A 12,745-nucleotide genomic window follows, 5' to 3' on the forward strand; every position below is an offset into this window, starting at 1 on the left:
TGTGTCATTTGCGGGCCACCGTGACCGAAAAGCGCGATGAATAAGACGAGCGCCGCGATCCTTCACACCCCCCTCTGTCCTGCCGACGTCTCTGCCAGAGCGCAATCTTCAACGCTAGCGATTGCCATGAACGTCACCCAATCTCCGCGCCCAACGCCTTCATCAGGCCCATGAATTCCGGGAAACTCGTCGCGATCATCGCCTGGTCGTCGATGGTGACAGGCTTTTCCGTCGCCAGTCCCATCACCAGAAAACTCATGGCGATGCGGTGGTCGAGATGGGTCTGCACGGTCGTGTCCTGGCCGTTGGGATGGCCGCCGAGACCCTTGCCGCCCGGTTTGCCGCGCACCGCAAGCGAAGCTTCGCCCTCGGTGCAGTCGACGCCGTTGAGCTTGAGCCCGTTGGCGACGGCCGACAGCCGGTCGGATTCCTTCACCCGCAGCTCTTCCAGCCCCTGCATCAGCGTTTCGCCTTCGGCGAAGCTGGCGGCGACCGCGAGCACCGGGTATTCATCGATCATCGACGGCGCCCGCTCGGGCGGCACGATGACGCCTTTCAGTTCGGAGTAACGCACGCGCAGATCGGCGACGTCCTCGCCGCCGGCATTGCGCGGGTTCAAAATGTCGATCTTGCCGCCCATTTCCTGCAGCGTCAAAAGCAGGCCGGTCCGGGTCGGGTTCATCAGCACGTTCTCGATTGTTATGTCCGATCCCGGCACGATCAGCGCGGCCACCAGCGGGAAGCCGGCCGAGGAGGGGTCGCCCGGCACCGCGATGGTCTGGCCGGTCAGCTTGCCTTGGCCCTCGATGAAGATGTGGCGCACGCCGCGCTCGTCGGTCTCGACCGAAAGGTTGGCGCCGAAGCCTTTCAGCATCTTTTCGGTGTGGTCGCGCGTCATGACAGGTTCGATGACCGTGGTGATGCCCGGCGTGTTCAGCCCGGCGAGCAGCACCGCCGACTTCACCTGCGCCGAGGCCATCGGCACACGATAAGTGATCGGTGCGGCATGCTTGGGCCCATGCAGCGTGATCGGCATGCGGTCGCCGGGCGTCGCCTTCAGCACCTGCACGCCCATCTGGCGCAATGGTTCGAGCACCCGGCCCATCGGCCGGCCGGACAGCGAGGCGTCGCCGATGAAGGTCGTTTCCATGTCATAGGTGCCGACAAGCCCCATGGTGAGCCGCGAGCCGGTGCCGGCATTGCCGAAATCGAGCGGGCCTTCAGGCTGCAGCAGCGCGCCATTGCCGGTGCCGCGGATTACCCACTCGGCGCCGCGCTTTTCTATATGCGCGCCCATCGCCTTCATGGCCGCGCCGGTGCGCATCACGTCCTCGCCCTCGAGCAGGCCGGTGATGCGGGTCTCGCCGGAGGCGAGGCCGCCGAACATGAAGGAGCGATGCGAGATCGACTTGTCGCCGGGCACGCGGGCCGTGCCGGAAAGCGCTGATGATTTGCGGGCGGTGGCCGGCTTAGGGGCGGCGGCGTGAGACATGGAATTTCCCTGGACGGAATGCCGGCGGGCCGGCGCTTTTCATTTGTTGCGGCGGTCTCGTATCACGGCGGGCCGAAATGGTCATCCCCCGTGGTCGTCGCTTGACGCGAGGCCCTTCAATGCATGGTTTTGTGACGCCGGCTTTTCGCTTTGACAGCGCTGCAAACTGTGGTTAAGGGGACCACTCTTTTATCGACGAGGCTTGCCGTGGCAAAAACCGAACTTGGCACAAAACGTATCGACCCGGAGACGGGCCGAAAATTCTACGACCTGAACAAGGACCCGATCGTCTCGCCCTATACCGGCAAGACCTATCCGCGTTCCTATTTCGAGGAAGGCAAGATTGCCGCTCTCGAGGAGGAGGAAGAGGAAGTGGTCGAGAAGGAAGTGGACGCCGAGGAAGAAGAGGGCGTTGAGGTCGTCTCGCTCGAAGAGGCAGACGAGGACGCCAAGGGCGACGACCTGCCCGATCTCGGCGACGACGAGGACGATGTCGATCTCGGCGACGACGAGGATGACACTTTCCTTGCCGACGAAGAGGAAGAAGACGACGACGTTGCCGACATGATCGGCGTCGGCGACGACGACGACGAGGTCTGATCGGCCTTGAAAGCGGGCGTTTGCAGGCTTTCGTGGCCTGTTGCGAAAAAGCGGCTCTCGAAGGCTTGATATTGACGAAAGGCGGGGTTAGAAGCCGCCTGCACTAACGGCGCGGTCTCCAACCCGCGCCGGATCTCTTCGCCGGAAACGGCGCCGGTAGACTGCCGGAAGTGGGGCCATAGCTCAGTTGGGAGAGCGCTTGAATGGCATTCAAGAGGTCGTCGGTTCGATCCCGATTGGCTCCACCAAACAGTCCCTCTGCAAAACGGGCTATTCCCTTGCGGGATAATCGCGCCTCTTCAAAGGCTTGCCAGCTCGAGTTTTACCCCGCCTGACAAAGACTGCGCTTCGGCGAATTTCAGCCCCAACAACCTCAGCCCTTGGCCTAGTCGCCGACGCTTTGGTGGGACACAAGACGGCATCGAAGGGCGCAGCAACTGGTGCGGCTTGGCGGCTTCAGCCGAGAAGGTGGGCCGCGACTTCAAGCGTGTTGCGCAACGACGTCTCGAGATGGTGTTCCATCGCTTGCGCGGCGCTCTCGGCGTCGTGACGCTTCAGCGCCTCGAGAATGGCTTCATGCTGCTCGATCGTCTGTTCGCCATAGCCGGGCTTCGGAATGACGAGATAGCGGCCACGGTCCATTTGCGCCTTGGAGATGTCGACGGCTCTCCAGATCATCGGCAGGCCGCAGATTTCGGCGATGGTCCGGTGAAAGACGTCGTCGAGCTGTATCGCGGTGGCATATCTGCCCCGCGATATGGCAAGCCGGTGCGCCGCCATATTGTCTTCCAGCAATTCGCCGGCTGTCGGTGAGAATTTGGCGGCCGCGCCCCTGTGCTTTCCATCTCCAAGGCCCGGCGGATGATATAGGCTTCTTCCAGGTCGGCTCGGCTGATCGGGGCGACATAGGTGCCGGTCTGCGCCAGGATGTTGACCAGACCCTCGTCGCTGATGCGCTTGACCGCTTCGCGCACCGGGGTACGCGAAACACCGAGTGCTTCCGCGATGCTAACCTCGCTGATCACGTCCCCAGGCCTCATCTGTCCGATGACGATCAGGTTGCGAATCTGATGATAGATCTGATCGCGGAGCGGAAGAGCCCGATTGAGAGTCGAAGGGTCCAGGTCCATGGGAAATCCGTGGCTTAGGTCGCCGGAAATGATCAAATTAGAATGTAAATCAGAAAGCACCTAATGCGAGGCGCGGCTTCGACTTGGAATTCGCACCCGGGCAAAGCGTCACAGTCAGTGAGTTCGGATTCGGGCCGGCTGGAGAGAATTTCTAATCCCGTCGGCGGAATTGGAATAAACTAACTCTACAGAATTTATGGAATAAGCAATCTGCACGGGCGATCTGGTTTCCACACGGACAGGACCACGCCATGCCCACCCTTTTGCGCTTGCTCTCAACCAAAGCAGGCATTGCCGGCAGTCTCCGTCACCACATGGGAGGCAGGCCATGACCAGCGACATTCCTGAACGCATCAAGGTGCTCTGGTTTCTGCCGACGCATGGCGACAGCCGCTATCTCGGCACGACGGAAGGCGGCAGGGCCGTCGATCTGCCTTATCTGACGCAAGTCGCGAAGGCCGCCGACACGCTGGGTTACTACGGCGTGCTGCTGCCGACCGGCCGGGCCTGCGAGGATTCCTGGGTGATCGCGTCGGCGCTGGTGCCACTGACCGAGCGCTTGCGCTTCCTTGTCGCCGTGCGGCCCGGCCTGCAGTCGCCGACGTTGGCCGCGCGCATGACGGCGACGCTGGACCGCATCTCCAACGGGCGCCTGCTGATCAATGTGGTCACCGGCGGCGATCCGCTGGAGAACAAGGGCGACGGCATCTTTCTATCGCATGCCGAGCGCTACGAGGTGACGCAGGAGTTCCTGCGGATATACAAGCGGGTGCTGAGCGGCGAGACGGTCGAGCACGAGGGCAAGCATTTCCGCATCGAGGATGGAAGGCTGCTGTTTCCGCCGGTGCAGACGCCCTATCCGCCGCTCTATTTCGGCGGCTCATCCGACGCCGGATCCGTGGTGGCGGCGCAGGAGATCGACAAATATCTGACCTGGGGCGAGCCGCCCGCGGATGTCGAGCGCAAGTTGGATGGCGTGCGTGAACTGGCGCAGAAGGCCGGCCGCAAACTCTCCTTCGGCATTCGCCTGCATGTCATCGCCCGCGAAACGAGCGAGGAAGCCTGGGCCGCCGCCGACAGGCTGATCAGCCGGCTCGACGATGCGACGATCGCCTCGGCACAGAAAGTCTTTGCCCGCATGGATTCGGTCGGCCAGGCGCGGATGAGCGCGCTGCATGGCGGCAACCGTGCCAAGCTCGAGATCGCGCCCAATCTCTGGGCCGGTGTCGGCCTGGTGCGCGGCGGCGCCGGGACCGCGCTTGTCGGCGACCCCGACACGATCGCTGAGCGCATCGATGAATACCGGCGCCTCGGCATCGACACCTTCATCCTCTCCGGCTATCCGCATCTGGAAGAAGCCTATCGCTTCGGTGAACTGGTGCTGCCAAGACTGCCGACCGATCATCCGGTCAAAGTTGCCGCTTCGTCCGTCAATACCGGCCCGTTCGGCGAGACCATCGCCGGCGACCACCGGCCGAAGTCGCTCGCCAGCGCTTCATGAACGCGCTCCCTCCGATCCGCCGGTTGCGTGTCGCCATAATCGGCGGCGGTTTTTCCGGCGCGGCGGTGGCCTGGCACCTGGCACGAATGCATCGGCCGGAGCGTATTTCCATTTCGGTGATCGAGCCGCGGCCGGTGCTCGGCGGCGGCCTTGCCTACTCCACCGAGGAGCCGTCGCACCGGGTCAATGTCCCGGCTGTCAGAATGAGCATGGTACCCGACGACCCGCGGCACTTCGCGCGCTGGTTGACCGGCAGCGGAGAACTCGAGCGCGACACGGACGCCATCTGGAAGAATGGCGACGCCTATCCGCGCCGGCGCGTGTTTGGCCGCTACGTCGCCGAACATCTGGCGCCGCATCTCGGCTCAGGCGTTGTCCACCATGTTGAAGGGTCCGCCACAAATGTAACGCGCGATGCCAGTGGCGCGGGCTGGACCGTGCATACGTCCAGTGGGTTGGTCGCCGCCGACATCGTCGTCCTGGCAGCGACGCACCCGCACCCCGCGATTCCAGCCGCGCTGATCCAACTGGCGGAAGCGCCGGGTTTCATCGCCGACCCTTACGTCGCGTCAGCGCTTGCCGGGATCGGGCCGGAGGCCTCGGTGCTGATCGTCGGCTCCGGACTGACTTCGGCCGACATGGTCGCCGAACTCTCCCGCCGTGGCCATCGCGGCCGCATCGTGGCGCTGTCGCGCCGCGGGCTGCGCTCGCGTGGCCACCCGGACATCAGGGGCGAGCCTTTCGGCGACTTTGCCTCGGCCCCGGCAACAACGGCGCTTGGCCTGCTCAAGAACATTCGCGCGACGCTGGCGGCGGCGCGTGCGGCCAATGTCAACTGGCAGTCCGTCTTCGACCAGTTGCGCCTGCAAGGTCCTGTGCTGTGGGCCGCACTTACCCCGCCAGAGCGGGCAAGGCTGGTCCGCCAGCTGCGCGTGTTCTGGGACGTGCATCGCTTCCGGATCGCTCCGCAGGTCGCTTCCGTGCTCGACCGCCGTCATGAGGGCGGCACATTCGACACCATCGCCGCCAGGCTTGTCGCGTCGAACGTTGAGGACGGCAGCCTGGCGGTCAGCTTTCAGCGGCGCGGGCAGACGCGGATCGAGACGGCGCGCTTCGATGCCGTCATCAACACCACGGGTCCGGCCCATGGGCAGGCACCGCGGCTGAACCCGGCGCTAAGCTCGCTGGCGCAAGCCGGGCTGATCAGGATGGACCAATACGGATTGGGCATCGAGACCAGTCTCGACAGCCGCGCCGTCGGCCGGGATGGCGGGACAACCACGACACTGTTCGTCGCGGGTCCGCTGGCGCGAGCGACTTTCGGCGAACTCATGGGCCTGCCCGAGGTCGCCCGCCATGCCCAGGCGGTCGCGGCCGAAATTGTCAAGCTGCTCGAAACGCCAGCCACCATCAGCGCCAATGTTGTGCCTGGTCCGCTCGCGAGCTGACATCGGCAAGCCGGATTGGTCGGGCAAAATTGGTATTTCCGTCCCAAGAGGGCCTCAAAAACGGAAAATCCTCCTTTGTATATATATTCTATAAACATAATAAATATTGGAAGCCGGCGTGACCGGAGCGATCAACGACACGGCCTGGATGGGAGACAGTTCATGGCACACGCAGGAACCGACGCGATCAAGTTCGCCTACTGGGTGCCGAATGTTTCGGGCGGCCTGGTGATCTCCAACATCGAGCAGCGCACCAACCATTCGGCCGAGTACAACCGCAAGCTGGCGCGGATCGCCGAGAAATCCGGCTTCGACTATGCGCTCAGCCAGATACGTTTCACCGCCGGCTACGGCGCCGACGAACAGCATGAATCGGTGGCGTTCAGCCATGACCTGCTAGCCGCGACCACCACACTCAAGGTCATCGCGGCGATCCTGCCCGGCCCCTGGAATCCGGCGCTGGCAGCAAAGCAGATCGCCACCATCAGCTATCTGACCAATGGCCGTGTCGCGATCAACCTTGTCTCCGGCTGGTTCCGCGGCGAATTCCACGCCATCGGCGAGCATTGGCTCGACCATGACGAGCGCTACCGCCGCTCGGAGGAATTTATTCGTGCGCTGCGCGGAATATGGACAGAAGACAGCTTCACCTTCCGAGGCGACTTCTATCGTTTCAACGAATATTCGCTGAAGCCGAAGCCGCCACATCCGCTGCCCGAGATATTCCAGGGCGGCTCGTCGCGCGCCGCACGCGACATGGCCGCGCGCGTCTCGGACTGGTACTTCACCAACGGCAACACGCCGGCCGAGATCGCCAAGCAGGTCGACGATCTCAGGACCAAGGCGAAGGCCAACAACCATTCCGTCAAGGTCGGCGTCAACGCCTTCGCGGTCGTCCGCGAGACCGAGGACGAGGCCAGGGCGGTGCTCGCCGAAATCATTGCCAAGGCCAACCCCGAGGCGGTCAACGCCTTTGGCCACGAGGTGAAGAATGCCGGCAAGGCCTCGCCGGAGGGCGAGGGCAATTGGGCGAAATCCTCCTTCGACGATCTGGTCCAGTACAATGACGGCTTCCGCTCGAACCTGATCGGCACGCCAAGGCAGGTCGCTCAGCGCATCGTCGACCTGAAGCGCGCGGGTGCCGATCTCATCCTGCTCGGCTTCCTGCATTTCCAGGAAGAGGTCGAGCATTTCGGCAAGCATGTCATCCCGTTGGTCCGCGAGCTGGAAAACGCCGAGGCAGCGGCGTCGCTGGCGGCAGAGTAGCCGGCCCCACAGGCTGGCCGGACAGGCTCCGGCCGGCGGACACATGAAAGCTACCCAGCGCGCTCGATCCATCGAGCGGCAACGGGGATTTGCGCGCCTGCTGAAGCAATCGAGGACGATTGGAATGCCTCTGCCCAGTTATACGCTCGGAGTGATGGAGGCTTCCGCCTATGCACCGGAGGTCTTTGCGCGCGGCCTGCCGTCAAGTTCGCGGCCGCAGCAGCAGCCCGAAGACAAGGGCGAGCCGGTCGGCTCCGTTGCCGGCGTACCCGCTGCGCTGCTTTCGCTGGAAGGCATCGGCCTGTCGTTTGGCGGCGTCGTGGCACTGGCGGACATCGACCTGTCGGTCCGTCCCGGCGAGATCCGCGCCATCATCGGCCCGAACGGCGCCGGCAAGAGTTCGCTGATCAACGTCATCAGCGGCGTCTACCGGCCGGATCGCGGCCATGTCCAGCTCGACGGTACTTTTTATGCCCAGGTCCCGACGCAGCGGTTGGCGCATCTCGGGGTCGCCAGGACCTTCCAGAACCTTGCGCTGTTCAAAGGCCTCAGCGTGCTCGACAATGTAGCTTCAGGCCTCGCCTACAAGGCCCGCTCCAACTTTGCCGGTCAGGTGCTGGGCATCGGCCGCTCGCGCGACGAGCAGCGCGACTCGCGCAGCCGTGCTGAACAGACCCTCGAATTCCTTGATCTCATGTCTGTTCGCGATCGCCTTGCCGGCACGCTGCCTTACGGGCTGCGGAAGCGGGTCGAACTCGCCCGTGCACTGGTCGCCGAGCCGCGCCTGCTTTTGCTCGATGAGCCGATGGCCGGCATGACCGCAAACGAAAAGAGCGAGATGGCGGCCTTCGTCCGCGCCGCGCGCGACCGCTTCGCCACATCAGTGGTGTTGATCGAGCACGATGTCGGCGTCGTCATGGGCCTGTCCGACCGCATCGCCGTTCTCGACTACGGCCGCAAGATCGCCGACGCCACGCCCGATGAAGTCAGGAACGACCAGCGGGTCATCGATGCCTATCTCGGTGTCGCCTCGGACAATGAGGACAGGGCAGGCATATGATCGCCGATTTCGACTACCAGTTCTTTATCGAAGTGCTCGTCGGCGGCCTGCTTTCCGGCGTCATGTACTCGCTGGTCGCGATCGGCTTCGTGCTGATCTACAAGACCTCGGGCGTGCTCAATTTCGCGCAAGGCGCGATGCTGTTGTTCGCGGCACTCACCTTCGTCAGCCTTGTCGAGCGCGGTATTCCGTTCGCGTTGGCGCTGGTGATCACCTTCGCCATCATGGTGGCGATGGGTGTCGCAATCGAGCGTACGGTGCTGCGGCCGCTCACCAACAAGCCGCCGATCACGCTGTTCATGGCGACGCTCGGCCTGTCCTACATCATCGAGGGCGCCGCCCAACTGATCTGGGGCACGCAGGTCCACGGCCTCGACCTTGGCATCGAGGATGTGCCGCTGGAAATCGGCGGCGTGCTGATCAGCCAGTTCGACATCTTCGCCGCCGTGGTTGCCGCCGGCATGGTTCTCCTGCTGTCGCTGTTCTTCCGCTACACCCGCATCGGCCTCTCCTTCCGTGCCGTCGCCGACGACCAGTTTGCCGCGCTTGCGGTTGGTCTGCGTCTGCCGCTGATATGGGCGACCGTCTGGGCCGCCGCCGGCCTCGTCGCACTGGTCGCCGGACTGCTCTGGGGCGCACGCCTCGGTGTGCAGTTCTCGCTGTCGCTGGTGGTGCTGAAAGCGCTGCCGGTGCTGGTGCTCGGCGGCTTCGACTCCATCCTCGGCGCCATCGTCGGCGGGCTCTTGATCGGCGCCAGTGAGAAGCTCGCCGGAGTCTATATCGGCGACTATTTCGGCGGCGGCATCGAGAGCTGGTTCGCCTATGTCGTCGCGCTCGTGTTCCTGCTGCTCCGCCCTTCCGGCCTGTTCGGCCAGAAACTCGTCGAGAGGATCTGAGCGATGACCGCGATAACAAGCGATTTCGCCTCCGCGCCGGTCCTGCCGAAATGGGTCGTGCCCGCGCTGCTGCTCGCCTTCGCCTACGGTGTCGTGCCGCTGATCGGCTCGAGCTATCTGTTCGAGGCCATCCTGCTGCCATTCCTGGCGCTCAGCCTCGCCGGCGTGGGCTTGAACATCCTGACCGGCTATGCCGGCCAGGTTTCGCTGGGCAGTGCCGCCTTCATGGCGGCGGGCGCCTTCGCCGCCTACAATTTCAACTTGCGGATCGAAGGCCTGCCGCTGATCGGTAGCATCTTTCTGGCCGGCATTGTCGCGGCCGCGATCGGTATCGTATTCGGCCTGCCCAGCCTGCGGCTGAAGGGCTTTTATCTCGCGGTCTCGACCTTGGCCGCGCAGTTCTTCGTGCAATGGGCGCTGACCAAATTCAGCTGGTTCTCCAACAACTCGGCTTCCGGCGTCATCGACGCGCCGAGACTTTCGATCGGCGGGTTCGCTCTGGATGACGCGGTCGGCCGCTACCTGTTCGCGCTAACCATCGTCACGGTGCTGACCTTCCTTGCCTATCGGCTGGTCTCGTCCCAGACCGGGCGCAATTTCATCGCCATCCGCGACAATGAAACCGCCGCCCGTATCATCGGCATCCCGGTGCTGAAGACCAAGCTTCTGGCCTTCGCCATCTCGTCCTTCATCATCGGCGTTGCCGGGGTCATCTGGGCCTTCGCCTATCTGCGGACCGTCGAGCCGGACGGCTTCGATCTCGATCGGTCGTTCCAGATACTGTTCATCATCATCATCGGCGGCCTGGCTTCGATCCGCGGCGCTTTCTTCGGCGCCGCCCTCATCGTCGTCTTCCCGCTCGCCCTGTCGCGCCTCGGCGGCTTCCTGCTCGGCGATCTCTTCGACTCGGGCGTGCTCGACATGAGCCAGCGCATCGTGCTGGGCGCGCTCATCATCCTGTTTCTGATCCTGGAACCCGACGGCCTGGTGGCCCTTTGGGACAGGCTCCGAAGACGGCTCCTGTTCGCCTGGCAGACGACTTGAGCCCGTGCATCTGAAAATAGATCACATTCGAAAATGAACAGGGGCCGAACCCAAGACGGCCCATACCGGGAGTACCTCGACCATGACTTTCCTCAGCACAATCAAGGCGGCGGCGCTGTCCGCGGCGATGATCGTGTCGGTGGCCTTGCCCGCCGCGCACGCCGACGAGCAATATTTCCCGCTGCAGAGCTATCGAGTCGGGCCCTATGCGGCCGGCGGCACCGGCTTCTTCGGCGGCTTCATCGACTATCTCAACCTCATCAACATCCGTGACGGCGGCGTCAACGGCGTCAAGCTGACCTGGGACGAATGCGAGACCCAGTACGAGGTCGAGCGCGGCGTCGAGTGCTATGAGCGGCAGAAGAGCCATGCCGGCGCCGCGGCCTGGAACCCGCTTTCGGTGGGCATTGCCTATGCCATGATCGACCGCATCACCGCCGACAAGGTGCCGCTGATCACCGTCAACCACGGCCGCACCGATTCCACCGACGGGCGCGTCTTCCCCTATGTCTTCCCGCTGCTGCTCAATCCCTACAGCGAGACCTCGGGCATCGTGAACTACATCGCCTCCAAGGAAGGCGGCATCGACAAGCTGAAGGGCAAGAAGATCGTCGTGCTCTATCACGGCTCGCCCTACGGCAAGGAAACCATCCCGATCTATGACTTGCTGGCGCAGAAATACGGCTTCACCGTGCAGCAGATCGAGGTGCCGCATCCCGGCAACGAGCAGCAGTCGCAATGGCTGACCATCCGTCGCGCCAAGCCGGACTTCGTCGTCCTGCGCGGTTGGGGTGTGATGAACCCGGTGGCGCTGAAGACGGCGGTCAAGGTCGGCTATCCCGTCGACCATATCGTCGGCAATGTCTGGTCGAATTCGGAAGAGGACGTGATCCCGGCCGGCGACGCCGCCAAGGGCTACACCGCCATCACCACCCAGGCTTCCGGCAACAGCTACCCGGTGGTGCAGGAGATCGTGAAGACGGTCTACGGCGCCGGCAAGGGCAATCTGGAAGACAAGTCGCGCATCGGCTCGGTCTACCACAACCTCGGCATCGTCAACGGCATCCTCAATGTCGAGGCGATCCGCGTCGCGCAGGAGAAATTCGGCCACCGCACGCTGACCGGCGACGAGGTCCGCTGGGGCTTCGAGCACCTCAAGCTCGATCCGGCCAAGGTCGAGGCGCTCGGCGCCAAGGACCTGTTCCACTCGATCAATGTCAGCTGGGACAATCACGAGGGCGAAGGCTACGTGACCTTCCAGCAGTGGGATGGCAAGAAATGGAACGTCGTCTCCGACTGGATCGCGCCGGACTGGGCGCTGCTGCGGCCGATCATCGAGAAGTCCGCCGAAGCCTATGCGGCCGAGAAGGGTATCAAGCTGCGCACGGCTGACGACGCCGATGCGGTGACCACCAACTGATCAGCCAAGGCCGGTGCTTCGGACAACTTTCCGTAGCGTCCGGCCTGTTTCGGTTCATCGAACCACGGAAATGAGAGCCTATGTCGGACGATGACGTCATTCTTGCCGTGGACGCGGTTCATGCTACCTACAACCACGCCATCACGGCGCTGCACGGCGTCAGCTTAGAGCTGAGGCGGGGCCAGATCCTGGCATTGCTTGGCGCCAATGGCGCCGGCAAGACCACGACGCTGAAGGCTGTTTCCAACCTGCTGCCGGCCGAACGCGGGCAGGTCAACGCCGGCACCGTCCGCTATGAAGGATCGGATGTCTCACGCCGCAAGCCGGGCGATCTGGTGCGCGCCGGACTGGTCCAGGTGCTGGAAGGCCGCCACTGCTTCAAAAGCCTCACCGTCGAGGAAAACCTGGTCGCCGGCGGCATTGGCCGCAGCGGCAGCCGCGCCGAGATCAGCGGGGATCTCGAACGGATCTACGGCTATTTTCCGCGTCTCAGGGAAAAGCGCCGGACTTTGTCCGGCCTGACCTCGGGCGGCGAACAGCAGATGACGGCGATTGGGCGGGCGCTGATGTCGCGGCCGCGCCTGCTGGTCCTCGACGAACCATCGATGGGGCTCGCCCCGCTCATCGTCCAGGACATTTTCCAGAGCTTGAGAAAACTCAACCGCGAGACGGGCCTGTCGATCCTGGTCGCCGAGCAGAACTCGGCGGTTGCCCTCAGATACGCCGACCACGCCACGGTGCTGGAAAACGGCGTCTCCGTTCTCTCCGGCGCGGCCGCCGAGCTTCGCCAGCGCGAGGACATCAGAGCCTTCTATCTCGGTCAATCGACCCCCGGGCAGCAGGCATCGCCTGCCACCAAGCCAGCCCATCTCCACGCCGTTGCCTGAA

The 12,745-nt window shown here is 63.7% G+C and carries 12 protein-coding genes and 1 tRNA gene; 10 read left to right on the forward strand and 3 right to left on the reverse strand.

All coding sequences use genetic code 11. The annotated features are described in order from the left end of the window. Positions 1 to 133: 133 nt before the first annotated feature. On the reverse strand, positions 134 to 1,492 hold the full coding sequence (aroA, locus tag NKH02_RS22255) for a 3-phosphoshikimate 1-carboxyvinyltransferase (RefSeq protein WP_352881486.1): 1,359 nt from the start codon (positions 1,490 to 1,492) through the stop codon (positions 134 to 136). Positions 1,493 to 1,699: 207 nt separating this feature from the next. Between aroA and NKH02_RS22260 the strand changes: the two genes are divergently transcribed. Both NKH02_RS22260 and NKH02_RS22265 read left to right on the forward strand, forming a co-directional pair. Beyond that, the gene (locus NKH02_RS22260) at positions 1,700 to 2,092 is read left to right on the forward strand and encodes a TIGR02300 family protein (protein ID WP_352881489.1); all 393 of its coding nucleotides are present in this window, start codon (positions 1,700 to 1,702) and stop codon (positions 2,090 to 2,092) included. A gap of 172 nt (positions 2,093 to 2,264) precedes the next feature. Then, a tRNA-Ala gene (locus tag NKH02_RS22265) sits at positions 2,265 to 2,340 on the forward strand. Positions 2,341 to 2,548: 208 nt separating this feature from the next. Here NKH02_RS22265 and NKH02_RS34560 read toward each other — a convergent pair. Together NKH02_RS34560 and NKH02_RS22270 are read right to left on the reverse strand one after the other, a co-directional pair. Next, positions 2,549 to 2,872: a GntR family transcriptional regulator gene (locus NKH02_RS34560; protein ID WP_502913853.1), complete on the reverse strand. Its 324-nt coding sequence runs from the start codon at positions 2,870 to 2,872 to the stop codon at positions 2,549 to 2,551. Continuing rightward, complete coding sequence (locus tag NKH02_RS22270; protein WP_502913854.1) at positions 2,767 to 3,222, reverse strand: GntR family transcriptional regulator; 456 nt, start codon at positions 3,220 to 3,222, stop codon at positions 2,767 to 2,769. Before NKH02_RS22270 ends, NKH02_RS34560 begins: the two co-directional genes overlap by 106 nt. A 328-nt stretch (positions 3,223 to 3,550) precedes the next feature. On the opposite strand from NKH02_RS22270, the gene ssuD reads away from it, so the two are divergent. The 8 genes from ssuD (at position 3,551) to NKH02_RS22310 (ending at position 12,744) form a co-directional block, all read left to right on the forward strand. Further along, positions 3,551 to 4,723 (forward strand): FMNH2-dependent alkanesulfonate monooxygenase, encoded by a 1,173-nt coding sequence (ssuD, locus tag NKH02_RS22275; protein WP_352869144.1) that lies wholly within the window; start codon positions 3,551 to 3,553, stop codon positions 4,721 to 4,723. Beyond that, complete coding sequence (locus NKH02_RS22280) at positions 4,720 to 6,171, forward strand: FAD/NAD(P)-binding protein (protein WP_352881491.1); 1,452 nt, start codon at positions 4,720 to 4,722, stop codon at positions 6,169 to 6,171. The genes ssuD and NKH02_RS22280 overlap by 4 nt, the downstream gene beginning before the upstream one ends. Before the next feature lie 162 nt (positions 6,172 to 6,333). After that, the gene (sfnG, locus tag NKH02_RS22285; RefSeq protein WP_352881493.1) at positions 6,334 to 7,437 is read left to right on the forward strand and encodes a dimethylsulfone monooxygenase SfnG; all 1,104 of its coding nucleotides are present in this window, start codon (positions 6,334 to 6,336) and stop codon (positions 7,435 to 7,437) included. Positions 7,438 to 7,561: 124 nt separating this feature from the next. Then, a complete protein-coding gene (locus NKH02_RS22290) occupies positions 7,562 to 8,497 on the forward strand; it encodes an ABC transporter ATP-binding protein (RefSeq protein ID WP_352881495.1) in 936 nt (311 codons plus the stop codon). Then, positions 8,494 to 9,393: a branched-chain amino acid ABC transporter permease gene (locus NKH02_RS22295; RefSeq protein ID WP_352881498.1), complete on the forward strand. Its 900-nt coding sequence runs from the start codon at positions 8,494 to 8,496 to the stop codon at positions 9,391 to 9,393. The genes NKH02_RS22290 and NKH02_RS22295 overlap by 4 nt, the downstream gene beginning before the upstream one ends. Before the next feature lie 3 nt (positions 9,394 to 9,396). Further along, positions 9,397 to 10,437, forward strand: coding sequence for a branched-chain amino acid ABC transporter permease (locus NKH02_RS22300; RefSeq protein ID WP_352881501.1), 1,041 nt, complete (start codon positions 9,397 to 9,399; stop codon positions 10,435 to 10,437). An 82-nt stretch (positions 10,438 to 10,519) separates the two neighbouring features. After that, a complete protein-coding gene (locus tag NKH02_RS22305) occupies positions 10,520 to 11,857 on the forward strand; it encodes an ABC transporter substrate-binding protein (RefSeq protein WP_352881503.1) in 1,338 nt (445 codons plus the stop codon). Between the two features lie 80 nt (positions 11,858 to 11,937). After that, positions 11,938 to 12,744 (forward strand): ABC transporter ATP-binding protein, encoded by an 807-nt coding sequence (locus NKH02_RS22310; protein WP_352881506.1) that lies wholly within the window; start codon positions 11,938 to 11,940, stop codon positions 12,742 to 12,744. The last annotated feature ends 1 nt before the right edge of the window (position 12,745 follow it).

Source organism: Mesorhizobium sp. M1396, assembly GCF_040317725.1.
GTDB lineage: Bacteria > Pseudomonadota > Alphaproteobacteria > Rhizobiales > Rhizobiaceae > Mesorhizobium.

Excerpts from the sequence above, each read along its gene's own strand:
- NKH02_RS22280 (WP_352881491.1), top strand. The coding sequence starts at position 4,720 with ATGAACGCGCTCCCTCCGATCCGCCGGTTGCGTGTCGCCATAATCGGC.
- NKH02_RS22270 (WP_502913854.1), bottom strand. The coding sequence starts at position 3,222 with ATGGACCTGGACCCTTCGACTCTCAATCGGGCTCTTCCGCTCCGCGAT.
- NKH02_RS22310 (WP_352881506.1), top strand. The coding sequence starts at position 11,938 with ATGTCGGACGATGACGTCATTCTTGCCGTGGACGCGGTTCATGCTACC.
- ssuD (WP_352869144.1), top strand. The coding sequence starts at position 3,551 with ATGACCAGCGACATTCCTGAACGCATCAAGGTGCTCTGGTTTCTGCCG.
- NKH02_RS34560 (WP_502913853.1), bottom strand. The coding sequence starts at position 2,872 with ATGGCGGCGCACCGGCTTGCCATATCGCGGGGCAGATATGCCACCGCG.
- NKH02_RS22305 (WP_352881503.1), top strand. The coding sequence starts at position 10,520 with ATGACTTTCCTCAGCACAATCAAGGCGGCGGCGCTGTCCGCGGCGATG.
- aroA (WP_352881486.1), bottom strand. The coding sequence starts at position 1,492 with ATGTCTCACGCCGCCGCCCCTAAGCCGGCCACCGCCCGCAAATCATCA.
- NKH02_RS22300 (WP_352881501.1), top strand. The coding sequence starts at position 9,397 with ATGACCGCGATAACAAGCGATTTCGCCTCCGCGCCGGTCCTGCCGAAA.
- NKH02_RS22290 (WP_352881495.1), top strand. The coding sequence starts at position 7,562 with ATGCCTCTGCCCAGTTATACGCTCGGAGTGATGGAGGCTTCCGCCTAT.
- sfnG (WP_352881493.1), top strand. The coding sequence starts at position 6,334 with ATGGCACACGCAGGAACCGACGCGATCAAGTTCGCCTACTGGGTGCCG.
- NKH02_RS22295 (WP_352881498.1), top strand. The coding sequence starts at position 8,494 with ATGATCGCCGATTTCGACTACCAGTTCTTTATCGAAGTGCTCGTCGGC.